At 34.9% G+C, this 24274-nt stretch carries 29 protein-coding genes; 20 read left to right on the forward strand and 9 right to left on the reverse strand.

The annotated features are described in order from the left end of the window. Positions 1-7: 7 nt before the first annotated feature. Both U9M49_RS01675 and U9M49_RS01680 read right to left on the reverse strand, forming a co-directional pair. Positions 8-502 (reverse strand): L,D-transpeptidase family protein, encoded by a 495-nt coding sequence (locus tag U9M49_RS01675; protein ID WP_307314687.1) that lies wholly within the window; start codon positions 500-502, stop codon positions 8-10. 156 nt (positions 503-658) lie between these two features. Next, the gene (locus U9M49_RS01680; protein WP_322909670.1) at positions 659-1525 is read right to left on the reverse strand and encodes a metallophosphoesterase; all 867 of its coding nucleotides are present in this window, start codon (positions 1523-1525) and stop codon (positions 659-661) included. Positions 1526-1785: 260 nt separating this feature from the next. Here U9M49_RS01680 and U9M49_RS01685 point away from each other — a divergent pair, with 260 nt between their 5' ends. Both U9M49_RS01685 and U9M49_RS01690 read left to right on the forward strand, forming a co-directional pair. After that, positions 1786-3003 carry an EAL domain-containing protein gene (locus U9M49_RS01685; RefSeq protein ID WP_322909197.1) on the forward strand — a complete coding sequence of 406 codons (1218 nt, stop codon included), beginning with the start codon at positions 1786-1788 and terminating at the stop codon, positions 3001-3003. 86 nt (positions 3004-3089) lie between these two features. Next, the gene (locus U9M49_RS01690; RefSeq protein ID WP_095369698.1) at positions 3090-3320 is read left to right on the forward strand and encodes a hypothetical protein; all 231 of its coding nucleotides are present in this window, start codon (positions 3090-3092) and stop codon (positions 3318-3320) included. Positions 3321-3373: 53 nt separating this feature from the next. Here U9M49_RS01690 and U9M49_RS01695 read toward each other — a convergent pair whose 3' ends face one another. Beyond that, positions 3374-3613 (reverse strand): glutaredoxin family protein, encoded by a 240-nt coding sequence (locus tag U9M49_RS01695; protein ID WP_095369697.1) that lies wholly within the window; start codon positions 3611-3613, stop codon positions 3374-3376. Between the two features lie 208 nt (positions 3614-3821). On the opposite strand from U9M49_RS01695, the gene U9M49_RS01700 reads away from it, so the two are divergent. From U9M49_RS01700 to U9M49_RS01735, 8 genes are all read left to right on the forward strand, one after another. Beyond that, positions 3822-4058 carry a YkuJ family protein gene (locus tag U9M49_RS01700; RefSeq protein ID WP_095369696.1) on the forward strand — a complete coding sequence of 79 codons (237 nt, stop codon included), beginning with the start codon at positions 3822-3824 and terminating at the stop codon, positions 4056-4058. Positions 4059-4611: 553 nt separating this feature from the next. Further along, positions 4612-5061, forward strand: a complete 450-nt coding sequence (cbpB, locus tag U9M49_RS01705) for a cyclic-di-AMP-binding protein CbpB (RefSeq protein WP_307314679.1) — start codon at positions 4612-4614, stop codon at positions 5059-5061. A gap of 106 nt (positions 5062-5167) precedes the next feature. Then, on the forward strand, positions 5168-6052 hold the full coding sequence (locus U9M49_RS01710; protein ID WP_095369693.1) for a LysR family transcriptional regulator: 885 nt from the start codon (positions 5168-5170) through the stop codon (positions 6050-6052). Between the two features lie 85 nt (positions 6053-6137). After that, positions 6138-6848, forward strand: a complete 711-nt coding sequence (dapD, locus tag U9M49_RS01715) for a 2,3,4,5-tetrahydropyridine-2,6-dicarboxylate N-acetyltransferase (protein ID WP_095369692.1) — start codon at positions 6138-6140, stop codon at positions 6846-6848. A gap of 74 nt (positions 6849-6922) precedes the next feature. Continuing rightward, a complete protein-coding gene (locus U9M49_RS01720; protein WP_307314675.1) occupies positions 6923-8053 on the forward strand; it encodes an N-acetyldiaminopimelate deacetylase in 1131 nt (376 codons plus the stop codon). A gap of 236 nt (positions 8054-8289) precedes the next feature. Beyond that, complete coding sequence (locus U9M49_RS01725; RefSeq protein WP_095369690.1) at positions 8290-8832, forward strand: peroxiredoxin; 543 nt, start codon at positions 8290-8292, stop codon at positions 8830-8832. A 114-nt stretch (positions 8833-8946) separates the two neighbouring features. Continuing rightward, on the forward strand, positions 8947-9402 hold the full coding sequence (locus U9M49_RS01730) for a TlpA disulfide reductase family protein (protein ID WP_095369689.1): 456 nt from the start codon (positions 8947-8949) through the stop codon (positions 9400-9402). A 147-nt stretch (positions 9403-9549) separates the two neighbouring features. After that, positions 9550-10209: a potassium channel family protein gene (locus U9M49_RS01735; protein ID WP_095369688.1), complete on the forward strand. Its 660-nt coding sequence runs from the start codon at positions 9550-9552 to the stop codon at positions 10207-10209. Positions 10210-10244: 35 nt separating this feature from the next. On the opposite strand, the gene rnjA is transcribed toward U9M49_RS01735, so the two are convergent. Both rnjA and U9M49_RS01745 read right to left on the reverse strand, forming a co-directional pair. Further along, positions 10245-11912 (reverse strand): ribonuclease J1, encoded by a 1668-nt coding sequence (gene rnjA / locus U9M49_RS01740; protein WP_307314671.1) that lies wholly within the window; start codon positions 11910-11912, stop codon positions 10245-10247. Between the two features lie 3 nt (positions 11913-11915). Continuing rightward, positions 11916-12128, reverse strand: a complete 213-nt coding sequence (locus U9M49_RS01745) for a DNA-dependent RNA polymerase subunit epsilon (RefSeq protein ID WP_095369686.1) — start codon at positions 12126-12128, stop codon at positions 11916-11918. 731 nt (positions 12129-12859) lie between these two features. On the opposite strand from U9M49_RS01745, the gene U9M49_RS01750 reads away from it, so the two are divergent. Continuing rightward, on the forward strand, positions 12860-13627 hold the full coding sequence (locus tag U9M49_RS01750) for a Cof-type HAD-IIB family hydrolase (RefSeq protein WP_307314667.1): 768 nt from the start codon (positions 12860-12862) through the stop codon (positions 13625-13627). A gap of 66 nt (positions 13628-13693) precedes the next feature. Here the strand turns inward: U9M49_RS01750 and def are convergent, their stop codons facing one another. Together def and U9M49_RS01760 are read right to left on the reverse strand one after the other, a co-directional pair. After that, positions 13694-14251: a peptide deformylase gene (gene def, locus U9M49_RS01755; protein ID WP_095369684.1), complete on the reverse strand. Its 558-nt coding sequence runs from the start codon at positions 14249-14251 to the stop codon at positions 13694-13696. 213 nt (positions 14252-14464) lie between these two features. Continuing rightward, positions 14465-14584: a YjcZ family sporulation protein gene (locus U9M49_RS01760; protein ID WP_095369683.1), complete on the reverse strand. Its 120-nt coding sequence runs from the start codon at positions 14582-14584 to the stop codon at positions 14465-14467. A gap of 262 nt (positions 14585-14846) precedes the next feature. On the opposite strand from U9M49_RS01760, the gene U9M49_RS01765 reads away from it, so the two are divergent. From U9M49_RS01765 to U9M49_RS01795, 7 genes are all read left to right on the forward strand, one after another. Then, positions 14847-15509, forward strand: coding sequence for a YkyA family protein (locus U9M49_RS01765; protein ID WP_095369682.1), 663 nt, complete (start codon positions 14847-14849; stop codon positions 15507-15509). A 621-nt stretch (positions 15510-16130) separates the two neighbouring features. After that, positions 16131-17246 (forward strand): pyruvate dehydrogenase (acetyl-transferring) E1 component subunit alpha, encoded by a 1116-nt coding sequence (gene pdhA, locus U9M49_RS01770; RefSeq protein WP_095369681.1) that lies wholly within the window; start codon positions 16131-16133, stop codon positions 17244-17246. A 3-nt stretch (positions 17247-17249) separates the two neighbouring features. After that, a complete protein-coding gene (locus U9M49_RS01775; protein ID WP_095369680.1) occupies positions 17250-18227 on the forward strand; it encodes an alpha-ketoacid dehydrogenase subunit beta in 978 nt (325 codons plus the stop codon). A gap of 65 nt (positions 18228-18292) precedes the next feature. Beyond that, the gene (locus U9M49_RS01780; RefSeq protein ID WP_095369679.1) at positions 18293-19648 is read left to right on the forward strand and encodes a dihydrolipoamide acetyltransferase family protein; all 1356 of its coding nucleotides are present in this window, start codon (positions 18293-18295) and stop codon (positions 19646-19648) included. Positions 19649-19651: 3 nt separating this feature from the next. Next, positions 19652-21061, forward strand: a complete 1410-nt coding sequence (lpdA, locus tag U9M49_RS01785; RefSeq protein WP_095369678.1) for a dihydrolipoyl dehydrogenase — start codon at positions 19652-19654, stop codon at positions 21059-21061. Between the two features lie 340 nt (positions 21062-21401). After that, positions 21402-21653 (forward strand): hypothetical protein, encoded by a 252-nt coding sequence (locus tag U9M49_RS01790; RefSeq protein WP_322909198.1) that lies wholly within the window; start codon positions 21402-21404, stop codon positions 21651-21653. A 37-nt stretch (positions 21654-21690) separates the two neighbouring features. Then, the gene (locus U9M49_RS01795; RefSeq protein ID WP_095369677.1) at positions 21691-22536 is read left to right on the forward strand and encodes a polysaccharide deacetylase family protein; all 846 of its coding nucleotides are present in this window, start codon (positions 21691-21693) and stop codon (positions 22534-22536) included. Here U9M49_RS01795 and U9M49_RS01800 read toward each other — a convergent pair. Further along, positions 22533-22883 (reverse strand): hypothetical protein, encoded by a 351-nt coding sequence (locus U9M49_RS01800; RefSeq protein WP_095369676.1) that lies wholly within the window; start codon positions 22881-22883, stop codon positions 22533-22535. The two genes, U9M49_RS01795 and U9M49_RS01800, sit on opposite strands and share 4 nt — an antisense overlap. 34 nt (positions 22884-22917) lie before the next feature. Then, positions 22918-23358 (reverse strand): DUF1885 family protein, encoded by a 441-nt coding sequence (locus tag U9M49_RS01805; RefSeq protein WP_307314650.1) that lies wholly within the window; start codon positions 23356-23358, stop codon positions 22918-22920. Between the two features lie 143 nt (positions 23359-23501). Here U9M49_RS01805 and U9M49_RS01810 point away from each other — a divergent pair, with 143 nt between their 5' ends. Both U9M49_RS01810 and U9M49_RS01815 read left to right on the forward strand, forming a co-directional pair. Next, positions 23502-23774 (forward strand): SAV0927 family protein, encoded by a 273-nt coding sequence (locus U9M49_RS01810; protein WP_095369675.1) that lies wholly within the window; start codon positions 23502-23504, stop codon positions 23772-23774. Between the two features lie 195 nt (positions 23775-23969). Continuing rightward, positions 23970-24095, forward strand: coding sequence for a GapA-binding peptide SR1P (locus tag U9M49_RS01815; protein WP_095369674.1), 126 nt, complete (start codon positions 23970-23972; stop codon positions 24093-24095). Positions 24096-24274 lie beyond the last annotated feature (179 nt).

The raw sequence follows: 24274 nt of genomic DNA on the forward strand, positions 1-24274 counted from the left end.
TAATTTATTAAGTAATAACGACTGAAGTTCCATTGGGAACTAAACTAGCTAATTCAAGCACATCACTATTATGCATTCTAATACATCCTTTCGAAACAGCTTTACCTATTGAACTCGGGTCGTTTGTGCCGTGAATGCCGTATCCCTTCTTAGAGAGTGATAGCCATAATGCCCCAAAAGGACCTCCAGGGTTTGGTTCACGGTTAACGATAACGAATTGACCTACAGGTGTAGTTGTTAACATCTTACCAACTGCAATCGGATATGTTTTCACTAATTGTCTGTTTTTGTATAAGGAAAGCGTTCTTTTTTCTTTGGATACAACAATAGAATAGGGAATATCTGATGAATTAGGGAGTCCAGGAATTATTATTTGTTGCCCGATATAAATAACTGATGGATTAACAATAGCAGGGTTTGCTAATAGTAATTGGTGATAGGGTATACGGTAATTTGCAGCAATCAGCTGCATCGATTCTCCAGGTTGAACAATATGATACATTTCCGATCCATCCTTTCTAGAGAAGGGTACCATATATATATGATAGGAGAAGTTGTAACATACATTTTTTTAAATGAATAGGAATGTGGTGGATTATTTTTAAGGTGAGCTTTCATTTTAATGAATAACTCACCCAATATAATAAAAAAAACGATGTTATTGACTTTTCAAAGTAAAGATTGTTAGTTCGGGCCGACAGAGAAAACGAAAAGGTAGTCTTGTTGTCCCAATTCCTCTATTAACGTATAATTTAAGTGGTTTTTCATCCCCTACATCATAAAAACCTTCATAATAAACTTCTCCAAAGGGTGGCTTTACCAGTGCACCAATGAAGGGGATTTGAATTTGTCCACCGTGACTATGGCCGCTAAATTGAAAGTCTACATGATATTGACTTGCTTCATCAGCTAAGTCAGGGGCATGTGATAGAAATATATGATACCCGTCATTAGGTATGTCCGCAAAAGTAGTTTGGAAATTTGGTTTACCGAGCATCGCATCATCAATGCCTGAAATATATATGCTCTCATTATTAATGGTTACTTTTTTACTCTCGTTAAGTAAAACCTCAAATCCCGACTCTTCCATTATCTCTCTGTAAATATCAGAACCATATCCACCGTGATCATGATTGCCATAGATAGCAAATTTACCAATCGATGCATGAAGTTTTGATAATATGGGACTAATTTGATTGATGTAAGGATACTCATTAGGTTTGTCCATTAAATCTCCAGTGAAGAGAATTAAATCAGGCTGGAATGAGTTAATTTTATTCATTAATTTTTTGAGTTCATTTAAGTCATAATGAAAGCCTAAATGTGTATCACTGAATTGTACAACTTTTAAATTATGAAAAGAGTGGGGTAATTGAGGTTTGATGATGTTATGATGAATTACTTGTAAATATTTCGGCTCAATATCACGTGCATAAAAAAAGCCACCAGTACCGATAGCGGCTAGAGCTACGAAAGATCCCATACTTTTTTTTAAAAAACTTCTCCGAGTCATTTTATCTGCCATTACATTATACCAACCAATCTCTTTAATATACTCTCTCATACTATCAAATATATGAACGAAAAAACAGCAAAGACCAATATTTCCAATCATTGATAACAATTTGTAATAATTAACTAGAAAAAATTGTAAGGGTGTATAGGTTAATAGTTTTTACACACATATATATAATTTTAATTTTCGACCTATTGGCAATATGTAGGGGAGAATATGATATAATGGGATATCGTATTAAAAGTTCAGATAAATGGGAGTGCCACTTTATGGAACCATTAGAAATCTTACAAGACAGCAAACATATTATGCCGTATTTTTTTCCGATATTTAGTGCGGATGAGCATAGAATTATCGGTTATGAAGTGATTGGTAAGTTTATAACTGAAAATAATGAGATTGATTTGAAGTCATTTTTAGCTGACGATTCCATACCAGAAGAATATCGTAATAAAGTCGATGATATTTTGCTGGAAAAAGCGTTAGAGCATGCTATTCAAATGAAAGATGATGTAATGATATATATTAATCGAAATGTTGATTTGCTATTAAATCAAGATAGTGAGCATCTACTGAATATTTTAAAACAATATGAGGATCAAGGTATTGCGTTAGATCGAATTGTCATCAGTATGACGAAAAGAACACCTATCGATGATGATTTTGACTATTTGGATCATTTCATTAGTTATTATCGTACATATGGCATTAAAATTGCCATCGATAATTTAGGAGAAGCGAATAATAATTTAGAGCAGATTGGGAAGTTAGCACCAAATATTTTAAGAATTGATTTAAAAGCTTTACGTTCTTCATCAAATAATCATCATTATCAAGAAATTCTTTATTCTCTATCGATGTTAGCCAGAAAGATTGGTGCAACATTATTATTTGAAAATATTGATATGGATTTTCAGTTACAGTTTGCTTGGAGAAATGGTGGGAGATATTACCAAGGAGACTATTTACATAAAGCTGGAAGTGTATTTGTTGATCGAGATATCTTGAAGGAAAAATTAAAAGAAAAATGTCATCAATTTATCACCTATGAAAAGAAAAAATTGCACTCATTACACACGATAACTGAAAAGTTTAACGAAACGATGACAGAATACTTACAGAAAAACCATGTATATGAATCTTATGTGCCATTCCTGACAAAACTAGCAACGAAGTTAGATCATGTTGCCTTTAGGTTATATATTTGTAATGAAGATGGTTTTCAACAAACACCAAATATTTTTAAGAAAAATAAGAATTGGATACAACAAGATGAATACATGCATAAAAATTGGAGCTGGAGACCATATTTTTTAGAGCATATAATGAGAATGAAAAGTAATAAAAAAGGTTTATTGTCAGATTTGTATACAGATATTGAGACGGGAGAAACAATTAGAACTTTTTCTTTTCCGTTAACAGCAACAGAGTATTTATTCGCAGATCTTTCCTATGATTTTTTATATGAGAGAGACGGGCTATTATAGGTAAAGGCAATATCAACCAGCATAATTCATACTTTAGCGCACATCCTATCTTTACTAGAACGTATTATGTAAAGGAGTGAAATAGGGTGAGCGGCTGGTTAATTGCTTTAATAGTTATTTGTTTAGTTCTCATCGTTTGGTCATTGATATCCACTTCATCTATATTAAAGGAAAAAGCATCAACGAATAAGGAACTGGATGCAGACATCCCCGATGAGGTGAAGAAAAGACCTTATTTATTCAATCCTATCCTTGTCGTCTATGTTGTTTTTTTTGTTGCCTTAGCAGCCATTACAATCTTTTACGTTTTTCGATAATTTCCTCTAAAAAGGCTTCCTCTTTTGACCTGGAAGCCTTTTTTATTCATTGATTATTCTTCTATATCTAATAATTCTTTTAGCTTTTCTAAATTAAATCCGCTAATCACTTCGTTTTCGATAACGACCGTTGGGGTTGAGTAGGAATGATATGTTTGTGTTAGTTCTTTCATTGCTTTAGGGTCTTTTTTAATATCTTTTTGTTCAAAAGAAAATCCGTAGTCTTTTAAAAACATTTTAGTAATTTCACACGGTGGGCATTCTGGTTGTGTATAAATAGTAATTGATTTCACGTACAATCATTCCTCCTGAAAAGTCGAACTTTGAAAAAATCTGGACTTTTTTTATTCTTTTACTTGTGTAATCATACCATATTAATTATCCTGTTAATATTGGCATGTGAAAAAAACGGTTTAGTAACCGCTTTTTTAGAAGTAGGATAAAAACATGCCTAGAGAGAAACCTTAAGTTAAAGGGTTGTTTTGGAAAGGAGATAAACAATTGTCACAATTACAAGGCATATTGACTAGATTAAAGAATTTACAAGAGCAGGCAACTGGCTCAGAACCCACACAGAGATTTTTTGAGGTGAATGGTGAAAGAAAATGCCAAGTTACTTATCATCCGAAAAACGAAACATTCGAATTGGAAGTTTACAATGACAAAGAGAAGCCTAAACGTTATCAATTTGATAATGTTGATATGATAACAATTGAAGTGTTCGAGCTCATTCAGTAATCATACCCTTATAAGCGGAGAGACCAACTAAATGGTCTCTTTTTTTTATTTGATATAAAAATTACGGGTAAGGAAGGCAAAACTTATCACCACACCACCTGCTCTTGCTTACGTAGGGATACAAAAAAGCGAACATTCAAGATGATATTCAATCCTCCAAAATACAATGAGGGGCTAATAAATGAATGAAGCAACAGATAAATTATATTTAGAGAGTAAAACATGTTATCGAGTTAAATAAGGATTTGTCTTCTTCATTCCCATCGGCTAAATAATTTCATCGTTCTTCGGTCATTCTATAAAAGAGGTGATGTTGATATGGTACCAGAGGTTATTTGTCCAAACTGTGATAGAAGAGCGAAGATGGATAAAACACTTACTGCGCAATCAAACCAAAACTTGATTTTTCATTGTCCTTACTGTCAATATCGTAGTAGAAATATTCATACAAGTAAAGGATAGGTTTATGGGGTAAATATAAGGCAGATATGAGGAAACTATGATAAAATCATAATTGAATACAAATCATTAAAGTTTGAGGAGTTTTCAAATTATGATCAGTCTCCACAGTGAAGAGTTTTTAGAAATTGATATTAAAGACTTGCTCATTCCTTCAGAGCGAGTGGCACATGTTCAAATCGGCAATAATTTAGAGCACACCCTTTTAGTTTTGACGAAAAGTGGTTACACAGCTATTCCTGTCTTAGATCCTCACTATAAGCTCCATGGATTGATTAGCACTCCAATGATTATGGAATCTATTCTTGGGTTACAGAGAATTGAATTCGATCAATTGGAAGAAAAGCGTGTAGAAGAATTTATGAATCATGATATACCACGCCTAAATATTAATACTTCTCTTAGAAATGCCACAGGACTATTAGTCGATCATCCATTTATTTGTGTTGAAGATGATGAAGGGTACTTTGAAGGTATTCTTACCCGTAGATCCTTATTAGTTCAACTGCAAAAAGCATTGCATAGCAAAAAGAAGAAGGACTAAAGAGCTCCCAAAAGATATTGGGAGCTTCCGTCTGTCAAGATTATTCCCCCACTTGCCCGAATGTGAAGGTGAGTGGTGTGAGTTTTAGAGGTGGTGAACGTCAAAAGTGGCTTCTCTATCGGAATTCCATATGTTAAGTGTACTTGCACAAGAAATGAATATGCGTAAAGCAGCTGAACGTTTGTTTGTATCACAACCAGCTCTTTCTCAAAGGTTACAAAATATCGAGAAAGAATGGGGAAGTAGATTATTCGTACGATCTCAAAAGGGATTGTCCTTAACACCAGCAGGTGAAATGGTCATCAAGTTTGTAAATGAGGTCGTGATAGCTGAGGAAAAGGTAAAAGAATCGATTCAGTCTTTAAATACTGAAGTATACGGGACATTGAAAATTGCTGTAGCTTCCATTGTCGGGCAAAATTGGTTACCTCAAGTATTAAAGAAATTTGTTAATACCTATCCTCAAGCGAAAATATCCTTGATTACAGGCTGGAGTAGTGAAATTTTAAGGTCACTTTATGATGACGATGTACATATTGGGATTATTCGCGGTACACCAGATTGGAAAGGTGTTAAGATACCTTTATTTAAAGATAGTCTGTATCTTGTTGATACAGAGATTAAGGATACAAATCAAATATTAGAAACCGATCGGCCCTTTATTCAATTCAAAAGTGATTCAAATTATTATCAAGAGATACAAGACTGGTGGCTAAGGAAATTTAAGACACCACCGAAAAGGACGATTGTAGTCGATCAAATTGAGACCTGTAAACAAATGACCTTAAACGGGATAGGTTATGCGATATTACCTGCCATTACATTAACGGGGATGGAGAAAAATATATTTATTAGTCCCCTAGAGGATGAAAACGAACAACCTATTAGTCGTGATACATGGTTACTTGGATATGAATCAGCTTTTGAGCTGAAGCAAGTACAAGCATTTGTCGAATTAATTAAGCAACATATAGCTGAAGAACAAAAATGATAATATCACTTGTTTTCAATGCGTTAGTTTGTTAAATTAATTCTAGTTAGTTTATACATATATGAACATCAAAGGAGGAATTACAATGAAAATGATGGATGCAAATGAAATCATTTCTTTTATTCAAAATAGTACAAAATCTACACCTGTAAAAGTCTATATTAAAGGTGATTTAGAGAATATCGATTTTGGTAGCTCAAGTCAATCTTTTCTGAATGGTCAAAGCGGTGTTGTTTTTGGTGAATGGGCTGAAATTGAACAAGCAATTAAGAATAATGAAGCGAAAATTGAAGATTATGTAATCGAAAATGATCGCCGTAATTCTGCTATTCCATTATTAGATATGAAAAACATTAAAGCACGTATTGAACCAGGTGCAATCATTCGTGATCAAGTTGAAATTGGCGACAATGTGGTCATTATGATGGGTGCTTCTATTAATATCGGTGCTGCTATCGGAGAAGGAACAATGATCGATATGAATGTTGTTCTTGGTGGACGAGCAACTGTCGGTAAAAACTGCCACATTGGTGCAGGTTCCGTATTAGCAGGTGTGATTGAACCCCCTTCTGCAAAACCAGTTATTGTTGAGGATGACGTAGTAATTGGGGCAAATGCAGTTATTTTAGAAGGCGTAACAGTTGGTAAAGGTGCTGTTGTTGCAGCGGGTGCAATTGTCATTGATGATGTAGCACCTAATACAGTTGTAGCTGGTACACCAGCAAAGGTCATCAAACAAATTGATGAAAAAACAAAATCAAAAACAGAAATTAAGCAAGAACTTCGTCAACTTTAATCATAAGGTAAAATGAATATAGAAAAAGCGTGGAAGTTTATTTCCACGCTTTTGTATATGGAGGAGAATGGTAGTTGATTGATAATCTATTTGTGAGAATACGCCGAGACTTGCATAAAATACCGGAACTAGGATTTCAAGAAGTGAAAACACAGAAATATTTATTAGAATATATTGCCTCATTGGATCAAACGCGAATGGAAGTAAAAACGTGGAGAACTGGTATTATCTTAAGGATTAAGGGCTTGAATCCGTCCAAAACGATTGGTTACAGGGCAGATATAGATGGTCTGCCAATTGATGAAGAAACAGACTATCCTTTCCAATCTACGCATAAAGGAAATATGCATGCCTGTGGTCACGACTTTCATATGGCAATCGCACTTGGTGTAATAACTAATATCGTCAATCATCCAATTAATGATGATATGGTATTTATTTTTCAACCTGCTGAAGAAGGACCAGGTGGAGCCAAGCCGTTATTAGAATCAGCAGAATTTCAACAATGGAAACCTGACATGATTTTCGCTTTGCATATTGCACCAGAATACCCTGTTGGTACAATCGCTGTGAAAGAAGGACTGTTGTTTGCTAATACGTCAGAATTGTTTATCGATTTAAAAGGCAAAGGTGGCCATGCAGCGTATCCTCATCAAACAATAGATATGGTCGTAGCAGCATGCTCTTTAGTTAATCAACTTCAGACCATTGTTTCAAGAAACATTGACCCTCTTGATAGTGCTGTTGTAACAGTAGGAAAAATCACTGGTGGTACAGTACAAAATATTATTGCTGAAAATGCAAGAATAGAGGGAACGATCAGAACGCTCTCACCAACATCGATGAACAGAGTAAAACAAAGAATTGAGGCTCTTGTACAAGGAGTAGAAGTGGGCTATGAATGTCAAACAACAATCGATTATGGAAGTAATTATTATCAAGTATACAATGATGAAGTGTTAACCGCCGATCTCATGCAATTCACAGAAGGCCATAATGAAGCAAACCTATTTATTTGTAAAGAAGCGATGACTGGTGAGGACTTTGGTTATATGCTACGTGAAATTCCCGGTTTTATGTTTTGGCTAGGAGTTAATTCTCCTTTTGGTTTACACCATGCACGTCTTAAGCCGGATGAGGGAGCAATTAATTTAGCGATTAACTATATCGGTGATTACTTGAATTATAAAGGGAATAGGGCGTAATCATTTCACATCAATCGAGCGCACGCTCAATTATTTTCATCGCCTAGCTCTTTTTGATAATATAATAATATAGATAATAAATTGAATAATTTAGAATAAATCCTAATTTAAATTCATTTTAATTTACCTTGACTATTATCAATAAGAAATGTATAATTATTATCGATGAACAAGTTGCAAATGAGAATATACATATCAATTCTTGTTTAGTACATAATTACTGGAGGGAATTAATCATGGCAGAACGTATGGTAGGAAAACAAGCACCAAGATTTGAAATGGACGCTGTATTGGCTAATAAGGAATTTGGTAAAGTAAGTCTTGAAGAAAATATGAAGAATGATAAATGGACAGTTCTTTTCTTCTATCCAATGGATTTCACTTTTGTTTGCCCAACTGAAATTACTGCAATGTCAGATCGCTATGATGAATTCGAAGATCTTGATGCAGAAGTAATTGGTGTATCAACAGATACTATTCACACTCATTTAGCATGGATTAATACTGATCGTAAAGAAAATGGACTTGGTGATCTTAACTATCCATTAGCTGCGGATACAAACCATGTTGTATCACGTGACTATGGTGTCTTAATTGAAGAAGAAGGTGTAGCACTTCGTGGGCTATATATCATTAACCCTGAAGGAGAGTTAATGTATTCAGTAGTAAACCATAACAACATTGGCCGTGACGTTGATGAAACCCTACGTGTGCTTCAAGCACTTCAAACGGGTGGCCTTTGCCCAGCTAACTGGAAACCAGGTCAAAAAACTCTATAATTCATTTAGAGTCTTATAAACCCATTGTTGGGTTACATAAGAAAAGAGGCCTAACATTCGTTTGTTAGGTCTCTTTTCTTCAGAGTTATATATTCATGAAGGGAGATTGACTATATGAAATTACGTGCGCCAATGCCTGAATTAACGGGAGCAACAGAATGGTTAAATGGACAAGTGACAAAAGAGGAGCTTATTGGTGAAAAGCCAACACTTATTCATTTTTGGTCTATCAGTTGTCATCTATGTAAAGAAGCCATGCCTCAAGTGAATCAATTTAGAGATGAATATAATGGAAAGTTAAATGTGATTGCTGTTCATATGCCAAGGTCTGAAGATGATCTAGATTTAGAAGAAATCAAGAAAGTGGCTGCAGAACACGATATCACACAACCAATTTATGTTGATAGTGAACATAAATTGAATGATGCCTTTGAAAATCAATATGTCCCTGCTTATTATGTATTTGATAAAGAGGGTGTTCTTCGTCACTTCCAAGCGGGTGGTAGCGGAATGAAAATGTTAACAAAGCGCGTTAATCGTGTGTTGGATGAAATGGAGAAAGCTGAATAAAGGGTAGCTTAAAAGCTGAGATTCATAAATCTCAGCTTTTTTTATTGAAATCGAAAAGATAAAATGAATCACTACATTTATGGCTTTTCCATTCATAAATGTGGTAGAATAATGTTCGTTAATAGGTGATAATTCGGAGGTTTACTTATGAGAAAAAACTTTGTTGTCATTGGTCTAGGTAGATTTGGTGGTAGTATTTGTAAAGAGCTAACGGAACAAGGGATGGAAGTAATGGCCATTGATTCGAATGAGGCAAGAGTGAATGAGTTTTCAATTATTGCCTCTCACGCAGTAGTAGGTGATACAACAGATGATGCTGTTATTAAAAGTTTGGGTTTACGTAACTTTGATCACGTAATTGTAGCCATAGGAGACGATATTCAAGCAAGTATACTGACAACATTAATGTTAAAAGAAAATGGCGTTAAAAAAGTAACTGTTAAAGCTCAAAATGATTATCATGGCAAAGTATTAAGTAAAATAGGGGCAGACGTCATTGTGCACCCTGAAAGAGATATGGGGATTAGGATTGCTCATAAGTTAGCCTCCAATAGTATACTTGATTATTTAGAGTTATCTGATGAGCATAGCATCGTTGAAATTGAAGCAAATGAAAGAATTGGCGGCCATTCGATTATTGATTTGGATATAAGAGCGAAGTATGGTGTGAATATAGTAGCAATCAAACGCAGGTCAAGTATTATTGTCTCGCCACAAGCTACGGAAATTATACAATATAAAGATGTACTTATTGTTATTGGGGCAGATAATGATATTAATCGTTTAGAAAAAAAGATGTTAAGCTAAAAAAAAGCATTCGAGGTAAACTCGAATGCTTTTTATCATACTTCCATAATGATAGGTAGTATCATTGGACGGCGTTTTGTTTTTTCATATAAGAACGGAGCAAGTGTATCTGTAATTTCATTTTTAATCTCAGACCATTGTGTTGTTTTTCTTTCCATCACTTTATTTAAATGTTTAGCGATTAAGGATTGTGCATCATTGATAAGGTCTCCAGATTCTCTCATGTATACAAATCCTCTGGAAATTAAGTCTGGGCCAGCAGAAATCTTAAACTCTTTCATGTTAATACTAACAACAACCACAACTAGTCCTTCTTCTGATAGAATGCGGCGGTCACGTAGAACAATATTTCCTATATCGCCAATACCATTACCATCGATATACACATTACCTGATGGGATTTTCCCTGCAACTTGAGCAGTCTGATCACTGAGGGCTAGCACATCACCATTGTCCATGATGAAAATATCTTCTTCATTCACACCACAATCTATAGCTAGGCCAGCGTGCATTTTTTGCATGCGATATTCACCGTGTATCGGCATGAAGAACTTTGGTTTAATTAATCTTAACATAAGCTTTTGCTCTTCTTGTCCACCATGTCCTGATGTGTGAATATTATTTAATTTACCATAAATCACTTCGGCACCAGCGCGTGAGAGACGATCAATTGTTCTACTTACACTAATCGTATTACCAGGTATTGGTGAAGAAGAAAAGACAACAGTATCACCAGGGTGAATCTGTATTTGGCGATGTGTACCATTTGCGATTCTTGAAAGTGCTGCCATCGGTTCGCCTTGACTTCCCGTACAAAGGATAGTGACTTGGTTAGCAGGTAGACGATTAATTTGCTGTGCATCAATAAATGTATCTTTTGGTGCAGTAATATAACCAAGCTCTTGACCAATATTAATTGCAGCTTCCATACTTCTTCCGAACACTGCGACCTTTCTTCCGTTCCTTACAGCTGCTTCTGTTACTTGCTGAAGACGATGAATGTTCGAAGCAAAGGTAGCAAAGATAATTCTACCCTCTACTTTACGGAAAATATCTTGAATGCTATCTCCGACTTTTCTTTCAGACATCGTAAATTCAGGAATTTCACTATTTGTACTATCTGAAAGTAAGCAAAGGACACCTTCTTTACCAATCTCAGCGATTTTAGTTAAATTAGCAGGTTCGCCAACTGGCGTAAAATCAAATTTAAAGTCTCCAGTATGAACGACTTGACCTGGAGGAGTTTTTACAACAATCCCATAAGAATCAGGGATACTATGCGTTGTTCTAAAGAATGTCACAGAAGTTTTTCTAAATTTAATGATATCATCTTCCTGAATCTCATATAACTTCGTCTGTCTTAGTAAACCATGTTCTTCAAGCTTATTTTTTAATAAGCCTAGTGCTAGTTTTCCACCATAAATGGGGATATTTATCGTTTTTAATAAATACGGAATCCCGCCGATATGGTCTTCGTGTCCGTGCGTAATAAACAAACCTTTAATCTTGTCTTCATTCTTCTGTAAATAAGTGTAATCAGGAATAACATAGTCAATCCCTAATAATTCATCTTCCGGAAATTTAATTCCCGCATCAATTAGGATAATCTCATCTTGGAATTGTACTGCATACGTATTTTTTCCGATCTCTCCAAGACCACCAAGAGCGAATACAGCAGTCTGGTCATTTTTAACAAATTTCATAAATTATTCAATCTCCAATACTTTAAAATCTTGATGGTCTTGCTCATAAGCTAAGTAGTCACCTTCAACTGCTGTAACAAACTCAATATTGATTGGACGCGTTTTTAGTTTAGTTCGGACGTCCCTTTCATTTTTACCTTCTACATACACGGTTTTTGTGTGCTCACGTACAGGCACTTCTTTCGCGGACTCTTGATAGTAAACTTTAAATAACATAGGGTATCTCTCCTTATTCCGTAGTCTTTATCTATATTTTTAAAAAGTAACATGAGATATAGGATAAGATATCGTCACATGTAAGTATATTAAGGAAAAAAGACTGCTCATACATTGACTAATTATTTATTTTTAGTATGGTTACCTACCAAGGTAACAAAGACCTTTTTTAAGGAATCAATGTTTAGCATTACTTACTCGACTTTACATCGTATGTTTAAATAATTTATAGACTAAGCCAAATAGTTGTCTTATATACTTAACATCGTTGGATTTCTTAACACAATCTTATGTATTTACTTAGTTAAAGCGTTAATTGTATAATAAAATTAAATCAGTCTAGAGGCTTTCATCATCATGCCCATTCTTATTTATGTCTAAAACAGTGACTTTTTATTTTACGAATTGCTATTTCATTTCTGAAGTCATGTATGTAATTAAGTGTATTGATTATAAATTTACAATAATGAAGGAGCCCTTCGCAAGTTTGAAGGGCTCAAAATCCGTTTTCACTACTATTTGTCATACTTTAAACACTCTTCGATTCAATTCCCTTAATCCTATTGTATACGATATGTCTGTAAAGTAAAGCCTTCGGTTAGAGTTTTAGTAAAAAATGTTATTGACTGTAGTTGTTTGACATATTAAACAAGAAGGTTATAAGGTTTTAGTGGTGGAAATCGTAATAAACCGAAATCATTTATCATGTAGGTAGAAAAAGGAGTTATAAAATGAAAATTGTATTTTTTGATATAGACGGGACTTTGCTCAATAAAGAAAATGTTATACCTGATTCAACGAAAAAAGCGGTCAAGCAGTTACAGGAAAATGGCATTTATGTAGCGATTGCTACAGGAAGAGCTCCATTTATGTTTAAGCATATTAGAGAGCAATTAGATATTGAGTCTTTTGTTAGTTTTAACGGTCAATATGTTGTGTTTGAAGGAAACGTCATCTATAAAAACCCATTAAATAAGGTCCAGTTAAGACAATTAGAGAAACATACACATAAAAATGGTCATCCGATGGTTTATTTAAATGAAGAGACAATGAAGTCATCTGTTTCTCATCACCCATATATTCAAGAAAGTATGGATAGCCTAGATTTTCCACACCCTGAAGAAGATGCTATTTTCTATGAAAAGAAAGAGATTTATCAGGCACTTGTTTTCTGTAAACATGAGGATGAAAGCCTATATTTAGATGGTTATGACGAGTTTGGCTTTGTAAGATGGCATCGTGTATCTACTGACGTTGTCCCAACTGGAGGTACAAAAGCAGAAGGGATAAAAGAGATGATTAAGAGACTAAACATCAGTATGGAAGATGTATACGCTTTTGGTGATGGTTTAAATGATATTGAAATGCTTGAGGCCAGTGGTGTCGGTGTTGCTATGGGAAACGCTTTTCCAGAAGTTAAAAAAGTCGCAAATATGGTGACAGAACATGTAGATGAAGATGGGATATGGAAGGGTTTAAGAAGGCTGGAATTAATATAACGAAAGACCTGGGTAAAGATTAAAATGGAGGGGAGTAATCATACTCTCCTCCATAACTCAAGTACTTTACATTCTTTCTATCGCAATAGCATTTTCAATCGGTTTGAAAGGGTCTTCTTGATTTATATGGTCATAGAACATCACACCGTTTAAATGATCAATTTCATGTTGAAAACAAATAGCAGGTAAGCCTTTTAATCTTATTTTAACTTCCTCATTGTCAATGTTATACCCTTTAACTGTAACTCGTGCATACCTTGGAACAAACCCTTCAATCGCCTCATCCACTGAAAGACAGCCTTCACCAGCTGTTAAATATGCCTTCTCAACTGAATGGCTAATAATTTTGGGGTTGAAGAGTGCGTAACTGATTAAGTTGTTTTTTTCATCCGAACAATGAACGGCAATCATTCTTTTTGATACATTTATCTGTGGAGCTGCTAACCCTATTCCTGGCCTTAATCCATATTGCTCCGCAATGACAGGGTTTTGACTATTTTGTACATACATCATCAAATCGTTTAATAGTTTCTTGTCCTCTAAAGAAGCTGGTAAAATAACATCTTCGGCTACTTTCCTTAACACAGGATGACCATCCCGGACAATATCATTCATCGTTAACAAAATCTCAACACTCCTTGAAAAGGTAAATATCATGTTTTTGTATTTTTTAAGATTTATTGAAAAGTTTTAGTGAAATAAGGATGTCTTATGTTCCCTATCTTTTCAATTGAAAAGGTAATGAAATAAGTTTACCAAACAAAATTGAAAAAGTTAATCTAATCATTGACTTATTCTGTATGTAAAGGTGTAGATAGTATCTACACCCTCCTAATACTAGTTCCAAAGAGCTGCCCCTACGATAATCAATAAAATAAAGAGAACGATAATTAAAGCAAATCCGCTTCCACCACAACCGTTTCCACAACCAGCATTACCGTATCCATATCCATACATATGTTTATACCTCCAGCATTTTTCATTTTCATCCTTAGCGGACGATTAGTATAGGCTATGACCATGAGAAGCAAATTGTATGGGCCAGCGCCTAAAGCATAGTTCAAAATAACAAGAATATATATAGTACTAGTTAATAATTGTAAAATGTTTAAAGTATCGATATAGTAGAAGTGATAAACGACAAATATTTTTATAATTAGACAAGTTTATGCAAAGAGAGATACATAATGGTCTAGACAAATTTATGTGGAGGGATAGGATGTATAAGAAAGTAAAACTCATTGGACTAACAATGGTCGCAAGTATCATATTCCTAGGTGGTTGTAGTCAAAGTCCAAAAGAAGAGATGCTCAATACGTTAGAGGAAGTTGCGCAAGCTGAACAAGAATTCAAAAATCAACAGGAGCCTCTTGTAGAAATTGAGAAAAAAGAAAAAGAAATTTATGATCAAATCATTGCTTTAAGTATGAAAGAATTCGATCAAATTAAAGAACTATCAAATGAGGCGATTGAACTTGTTAATGAACGACAAGAATTAATGAAAAACGAAGAAGGTAGCATTAAAGCTTCGCAAAAAGAGTTCGAAAAAACGGAGAAGCAAATAAATAAAATAGAAGATGAAGATTTAAAAAAGTCAGCTGATGAATTATACGATGTTATGATGCAGCGTTATGATGTACACAGTGAATTATATAATCATTATATGAATTCAACTGAAATGGACATCGAATTGTATGAGCTATTTAAAAAAGAAGATGTTACATTAGAACAGCTTGAAACCCAAATTGAGAAAATTAATCAATCATATGAGAAGATTGTAGAAAATAATGAAACATTTAATGAGAAAACGAAAGAATATAATGATAAGAAGCTTGCGTTTTATAAAGATGCTGGTATAGAAATGGAAGAGAAAAAAGAATAGTATACGTTAAAAGAGTATATGTAACGAGCAAATTCAATAATATGGATTTGCTCGTTGTTTGTTTATATAATTATTTTCCTTAAAAAAGTGATCTTTTGATTAATAAAACTTTAAAAGTTACAATCTGTTTTTGTGAGGGAGATCAATATGTGCTCAAAGATTTTGGTAGAGTTTATTCAGACTAGTATACTGGAAAGTTTCGAAAAAGCGGATTATAAAATAATGAAAATAGTCTAATTATATCTCTTTTTATGAATATTACCTTTATTATAACAGATGGATAAAACCTCTCTTTTATATAGTACAGATTAAGACAGTTAAAGTTTTAAATTTTCATTTATTATTATTTGAAATGATTTAAAACCAAAAAAATAAAGGTTTTCACAATTGACGAATGAAAAACCTTATATTAAAATAAATGCAAACGAAGAAAAGTGTGTCATTCATTTTTGTGATACAACTAGTACAGTTTGAAGAAAAGAAGTTATAATAATAAAGACGTTTTTTTTGTTGGTATTTGTGGAAAACTATACTATGTGTTGTCATCAGACAAATATAAACGTGATATTCTCCATTTGATAATCAATTAAGCGTTTTTAAAATAAGAAAGGGTGACTTTTTATGGCTTCAAAAACGAAAAAGGCTAGTTTAGATGTAAAGAAGCAACTTGAAAAAGTAGAAGATCAATTTGAAACACTGCAAATTTTAGATGAAGAAGGTAAAGTTGTTAATGAATCAGCAATGCCAGATCTAAAAGATGAGCAATTACAAGAACTAATGAAACGGATGGTGTACACACGTATTCTTGACCAACGTTCCATTTCTTTAAATAGACAAGGTAGACTGGGCTTTTATGCACCAACTGCTGGACAAGAAGCATCTCAACTGGCTTCACAATTTGCTTTAGAGAAAGAAGATTTTATTTTACCTGGATATAGAGATGTCCCTCAAATCATTTGGCATGGCCTTCCGCTTGCTCAAGCATTCTTATGGTCTAGAGGTCATTTTGAAGGTGGAAACATCCCAGAGGACGTCCATGTGATTGCACCACAAATTATTATTGGTGCACAATACATTCAAACTGCAGGAGTAGCATTAGGAATTAAGAAACGTGGCGAAAAGAAAGTAGCGATTACTTATACTGGTGATGGTGGAGCTTCACAAGGTGATTTCTATGAAGGAATTAACTTTGCTGGTGCCTTCAAAGCACCTGCTATTTTCATTGTTCAAAACAATCGCTTTGCCATTTCAACACCTGTAGAGAAGCAATCTGCTGCTAAAACAATTGCACAAAAAGCGGTTGCTGCAGGAATTCCTGGTATTCAAGTTGATGGTATGGATGCTCTAGCTGTTTATGCTGCTGTTAGTGAAGCACGTGAGCGCGCTATTAATGGAGAAGGACCAACATTAATTGAGACATTAACTTATCGTTACGGTCCTCACACAATGGCTGGCGATGACCCGACGCGTTACAGAACAAGTGATCTTGATAATGAATGGGAAAAGAAAGATCCACTTGTTCGCTTCCGTAAATTCCTAGAAGGCAAGAAGTTATGGAATGAAGATATGGAAAACGAGGTCATTGAAAAAGCAAAAGAAGATATAAAAGTGGCTATTAAAGAAGCTGATAGCACACCAAAACAAAAAGTAACTGACTTAATTAATATTATGTATGAAGAAATGCCTTATCACCTTAAAGAACAATATGAAATTTATAAAGAGAAGGAGTCGAAGTAAGCCATGGCGCAAATGACAATGATCCAAGCAATCACTGATGCACTTCGTACAGAACTTAAGAATGACCCGAATGTATTAGTATTTGGAGAAGACGTAGGCGTAAACGGTGGAGTGTTCCGTGCTACTGAAGGTCTTCAAAAAGAATTCGGCGAAGAGCGTGTGTTTGATACACCATTAGCGGAATCTGGAATTGGCGGTCTTGCAGTCGGACTTGGTTTACAAGGCTATCGCCCAGTTCCTGAAATTCAATTCTTTGGATTTGTTTATGAAGTAATGGATAGTATTTCCGGACAGCTTGCTCGTATGCGCTATCGTTCTGGAGGAAGGTATAATGCCCCTGTTACTATTCGTTCACCATTTGGAGGCGGTGTACACACACCAGAAATGCATGCTGATAGTTTAGAAGGATTGATGGCTCAACAACCTGGTTTAAAGGTCGTTATTCCTTCTTCTCCATATGATGCAAAAGGTCTTTTAATTTCTGCGATTCGAGATAATGATCCTGTCATCTTCTTGGAGCATATGAAATTATATCGTTCATTCCGCCAAGAAGTACCTGAAGAAGAATATACAATTCCACTAGGTAAAGCTGAAGTGAAACGTGAAGGTAATGACATTTCAATTATTACTTATGGTGCAATGGTTCATGAAGCTTTAAAGGCGGCTGACGAATTAGAAAAAGAAGGACATTCAGCAGAAGTGATTGACCTTCGAACAGTTAGCCCAATTGATATTGAAACAATTATTTCTTCAGTTGAGAAAACAAACAGAGCAATTGTTGTGCAAGAAGCACAAAAACAAGCTGGTGTTGCAGCAAATGTTGTGGCTGAAATTAACGACCGTGCGATTCTTAGCTTAGAGGCACCTGTATTACGTGTAGCAGCACCTGATACTGTGTTTGCTTTTCCACAAGCGGAAACAGTATGGTTGCCGAACTATAAAGACATTATTCAAACTGCAAAAAAAGTAATTGAATTTTAAATAAAATAGGGAACGTGACCCCTAATTTTTTTAATAACTATGATACAATAGGATGGTGAATTTAATTGGCATTTCAATTTAGATTGCCTGATATCGGTGAAGGTATCCATGAAGGCGAAATCGTCAAATGGTTTGTAAAAGCTGGTGATGAAGTTCAAGAAGATGATGTTCTTTGTGAAGTTCAAAATGATAAAGCGGTAGTTGAAATACCTTCTCCTGTAAAAGGGAAAGTAGAAGAGATTCACGTAGAAGAAGGTAGCGTAGCCACTGTTGGACAAGTACTTATTAGCTTCGATGCACCTGGTTATGAAGACTTAAAGTTTAAAGGTGACCATGAAGAAGAAGAGTCTGAGGAAAAGAAAGAAACAGAATCTCAAGTTCAAGGAACTGCTGAAGAAGGAGAAAGTGTAGAAAAAGAGAAAACAGCTCCTAAAGATGAAGACAAAAAAGAAGGAAAAGTCATCTCTGAAACAAACACTGATTCTAATCAGCGTGTTATTGCTATGCCTTCAGTACGTAAATACGCAAGAGAAAAAGGTGTAGATATTCAACAAGTAAGCGGTAGCGGAAAAAATGGACGTGTGGTAAAAGAGGATATTAATCTATTCTTAGAAGGTGGAAATGAGCAACAAGCTGACACTGAGCCTCAACAACAAGACGCTTCGGTTGAAAGTAAGGAAGAGGAGAAATCCCAAACTCAGTCTATTCCTGAAGGAAGCTATCCTGAAACACGTGAAAAAATGAGTGGTATTCGAAAAGCGATTGCTAAAGCAATGGTTAAGACGAAGCAAACAGCTCCACATGTGACATTAATGGACGAAATCGATGTAACAAAATTAGTTGCTCATCGTAAGAAGTTCAAAGAAGTTGCCGCAGAAAAAGGAATTAAATTAACCTTCTTACCTTATGTAGTAAAAGCATTAACAAGTGCATTACGTGAATATCCAGTCCTTAACACTTCTCTAGATGAAGAAGCGGGAGAAATCGTTCACAAGCATTATTACAATATTGGTATCGCTGCTGATACTGATAGAGGGTTACTTGTACCAGTGGTTAAAGATGCTGACCGTAAATCCATATTCACTACGTCAAATGAGATAAATGAATTAGCTACAAAAGCAAGAGATGGAAAACTTTCAGGAAGCGAAATGAAAGGTGCTTCTTGTACGATAACAAATATCGGCTCTGCTGGTGGTCAATGGTTTACACCACTTATTAACCAACCAGAAGTAGCTATTTTAGGTATCGGTCGAATTGCTGAAAAAGCAATCGTCAAAGATGGAGAAATTATCGCAGCACCAGTTCTAGCATTATCATTGAGCTTTGATCACCGCATCATCGATGGCGCTACTGCTCAAAATGCACTAAATCACATCAAGCGTTTACTAAATGACCCAGAATTATTGCTAATGGAGGCGTAAGAAATGGTAGTAGGAGATTTCCCAATTGAAACAGATACTATAGTAATTGGTTCAGGTCCAGGAGGATATGTGGCAGCCATTCGTGCCGCACAAACAGGACAAAAAGTAACAATCGTAGAAAGAGGTGAAGTAGGGGGCGTATGCTTAAACGTTGGATGTATTCCATCTAAAGCATTGATCTCTGCTGGTCACCGTTATGAAACGGCTAAAGAATCAGAATCAATTGGTATTACAGCTGAAAACGTAAAAGTTGATTTCTCTAAAGTCCAAGAATTTAAAGCTGGCGTAGTTAAAAAGTTAGTAGGCGGTGTTCAAGGCTTACTTAAAGGGAACAAAATTGACATTGTTAAAGGTGAAGCGTATTTTGTCGATGCCAACACGTTACGTGTAATGGATGACAATTCCGCACAAACATACACTTTCAAAAATGCGATTATTGCAACTGGTTCAAGACCAATTGAACTACCAGCATTTAAATATTCTAAACGTGTATTAAATTCTACAGGGGCGCTAGCGCTTGAGGAAATTCCAGAAAAAATCGCTGTTATTGGCGGCGGTGTAATTGGTGTCGAGCTTGGTGGTGCATACGCAAGCTTTGGTTCTCAAGTAACTATTCTAGAAGGTGCAGATGATATTCTTCTAGGTTTTGAGAAACAAATGACAACACTTGTGAAAAAGAACTTAAAGAAAAAAGGTGCAGAAATTATTACTAAAGCATCTGCAAAGTCAGTTGAAGAAACTGAAAATGGTGTAAAAGTAACTTATGAAGTAAAAGGTAAAGAAGAGGTTTTAGAAGCTGATTACTTATTTGTTATGGTTGGTCGTCGTCCTAACACAGATGAACTTGGCCTTGAGCAAGTAGGTGTGAAAATGACTGATAAAGGCGTCATTGAAGTTGACAAACAATGTCGTACAAATGTAAATAGCATTTTTGCTATTGGTGATGTTGTGGCTGGACCTCAACTAGCACATAAAGCTTCGTATGAAGGTAAAATTGCTGCTGAGGCAATTGCTGGTGAACCGTCTGAAATTGACTATCTTGGCATTCCTGCTGTTGTATTCTCAGAACCTGAACTTGCAACTGTAGGCTATTCAGAAGCCCAAGCAAAAGAGGAAGGTCTTGAGTATACAGCTGCTAAGTTCCCATTTGCTGCAAATGGTCGTGCATTGGCTCTTGATAGCACAGATGGTTATGTGAAGTTAATTACGCGTAAAGAAGATGGATTAGTAATCGGTGCGCAAATCGCTGGTGCAAATGCATCTGATATGATTGCTGAGCTCGGCTTAGCAATTGAAGCGGGAATGACTGCAGAAGATCTTGCGATGACTATTCATGCTCATCCAACTTTAGGTGAGATTACAATGGAAGCAGCTGAGGTTGCTCTAGGTACACCTATTCATATTGTAAAATAATTATTTTACAAATAGCTGTTTATATGATGAACTGCACCACAAATGTTTGCTACATTTGCTGGTGCAGTTTTTTTGCATAAAAGTGGCTGTTTAAGATAAAATTCCCGGAATGAAAAAAATTCAGATTATTGATAAGAGTGACTTATGTTATTTTTCATAATGTAGGATAACCCAGATCTCACAACGACTAAAATTCTACATGAAATTAGCACTTTTTTCACTTAATTGGAAATAATACGGAAGTTTTTGGTATATGTTGTATGGTACAATGGAAATATCGTTCTGTTCGCATGCATACAATGATAGAAATAAAAGTGCAAATTTTCAGGACGGTGAGGGTATGAGGCTATATACGGTCGTTATTTTACAGTTAATCATATGGAGTGGTTATACATTTGTTGAATGGTTATCAAAATATGACAAATTAAGTATGAAGGTCATCATCCTGCTTATATTTGTTTATTTTGCTATGGTATTGGGTAATCATTTATTACATTCAAAAATGAGAACAGTATTAGCTACTTCTATTAGTATTAGCGTATATTTATTTTTCTATTTCATTATGTTCTACATAGATGATCTAATAAGATAACTTTTAACAAAAGAATTGCTTGAGAGGAATGAATGTGATGAAGAACAGTTTTTTCGTTTTATTACTTAGTCTTGTTTTAGTTGTTACAGCATGTGGTAATGAAGAAAAAGAAACAACGAATGAGCCAAAAGGCGATGAAGCGATAGAAGAAACAGAGCATGAGGAAGAAACGGCACAAGAAGAAGAAAAGGATGAAGAAGTAACTGAAGAGAAAGAAGATTTGGCAGAAGTTGATGTCCAACCATCATATATCGTTAATGAAAAAACATGGAAGGTTGAGCCGATAAAAGATGCTAATGATAAAGTTGTATTGTTAACGATTGATGATGCACCGGACAAGTATGCATTGGAAATGGCAAAAACATTAAGGGAAAAAAATGTGCCTGCTATTTTTTTTGTCAATGGTCATTTCCTGCAAAGTGAAGAAGGTAAAAAGACATTGAAAGAAATAGCTGATTTAGGTTTCCCGATTGGTAACCATACATATCACCATGAGAACTTAACAGAGATTTCAGAAGATAAGCAAAGAGAGGAAATCATTTCTTTAAATGATTTAGTCGAGGAGATCATTGGAAGTAGACCACAGTTTTTCAGAGCTCCGTTTGGGGCGAATACAGACACTAGCTTGAGAATTGCTAAAGAAGAGAAAATGATACCAATGAATTGGACTTTTGGGTATGATTGGGAAGTAGATTACCAGTCAAAAGATGCATTAGAAAAGATCATGGTAGAGAACCCTTATTTGAGTAATGGAGCTATTCTATTAACACATGATCGTTCATGGACCAATGAAGCATTGGAAGGAATTATTAATGGCATACAAGAGAAGGGCTATGAGTTTCTAGATCCAAACAAAATACAAAAAGAAAAAGAGGCAGCTTAAGGCTGATCCTCTTTTTCTTTTCTTGTTGCCCGCCCATTAATAAATCGTGAAGTAATGGAGTAGATCGAGAAGAATAATAGAAAGTAGCTTAAAATATTTAAAAGAAATGGAACCCATTGGATACTCGTCTCAGCGTCAAGGGGTGAGGTGAATTCTATTACTTTCGGGTAGGATGATGTATCGTCTGAAACGGTTACGCTCTGTTTGGCATATGGAAATGGCCCCCCAAACAAAAATGATTGTTCTAATGGTTCTGGTACATCTTCGAGATATTTACTAAAAATAAAAGGCGAGATGAATGTGAAAATAAGTGCAATGATTAAAGTAATTATGACTGGTTTTCGCATGAAGATTATAACCCCTCTAGCTGAAGTATTTTTTTCATTGTAGTTTTCTTTTGTAGTAGTACATGACTCGTCCATTGAATAGATGAAGCTCGGCTTGTAGTTTTTTAGCGAGAAATTTGCAATATTCATTTGCTTTTCCTTTATCGCCGAACGTCGCTACTTCAGGCAATGTAAAGCAAATATTTGTTTGAATCCTCGGTGTATCATCATTATCCATTATTTTTTCTTTTTGAATAGAAATAAGGATGGCACGATATCTTTCATTTTCAGAATAGAGAGTAATTTGTTCCCCTTGTTTCTCATTAGAATCAATGATCTCATATGGGAAAGCAGCTTGACTATAGGCCCAATCCACCTGATTTCCAGTTTTCGCAGTGATGTCTTTATAATATTGGAAATAACCTCTTAGTTCAGTTGTTGTAATTGTGTCAATCTTGGATGCAGGCACTAGCTTAATCGATGCATATGCATTCATTTAAAAAAGCCTCCATTCAAAAATCCTTAGGGTATACACTATATCTATTCTATCACCAGTGAAATATATGTGACAATGAAAATGTTGCATAGAGATCAAAGATAAATTATAATAATATTCAAATTATTTAAAGGAGGGTGGATATGAAGTTTTTAAATCAAATGTATGATGATTTAGAGGATGTACATGCCAGATTTGTTGGCTTTTCTTCTTCTATTACTCGCTACGATTTTGCCATTTTTGCGGTCCCTTTCTTTACAAAACCCCTTGTGGTTTGCTTGCAGACGAGTTGTTCTACTCTCCTCGATATAAAAGATCTTGATGATCGCCATTACCTCCAAAAAGCTTTTCAAATTGAAAGTAATGAACAAACAGCTGAACTTATTCAATTTTTTAAGCTTGAATTAAATAAGTAAGGTTGTAGATAAATCAAGGTTAATAAGGTACAAGAAATCAGTTAATGTGCTGATTTCTTTTTCTTTTGTGAGATTTAGTATGTCTTATTTTATCGTTATTAGTTAAAAAAAGGGCTTGATAAGTTAAATAGTATGTATTATTATAATATATATGATGAAAACGATTACAATGAATGATGAAAGGATGGATGAAGAATGGGTACCATCGTTTGTCAAATATGTGACGAAACTATTGAAGTTTTTGAAGATGAAAAGGTGACAGTTTTATACGGTCAATGTGGATGTAAAAACGAGCATAGCAAGATGCACATTGAAGAATAGATGATATATTAAACTATTAATCTTTATAATAAACAGAGTGCAAATGCCATAGATTAAATCTATGGCATTTTTTATTGGGTTCTTATCATAATAATTTTCCATAAAAAATGCGAATCAAATATGTCATTTGATTCGCGATAGAAATGTGAAACTAAGCCAATTATCATTTTATCTCGAGT

This window comes from Cytobacillus sp. OWB-43 (genome assembly GCF_034651445.1).
GTDB lineage: Bacteria > Bacillota > Bacilli > Bacillales > Cytobacillaceae > Cytobacillus > Cytobacillus kochii.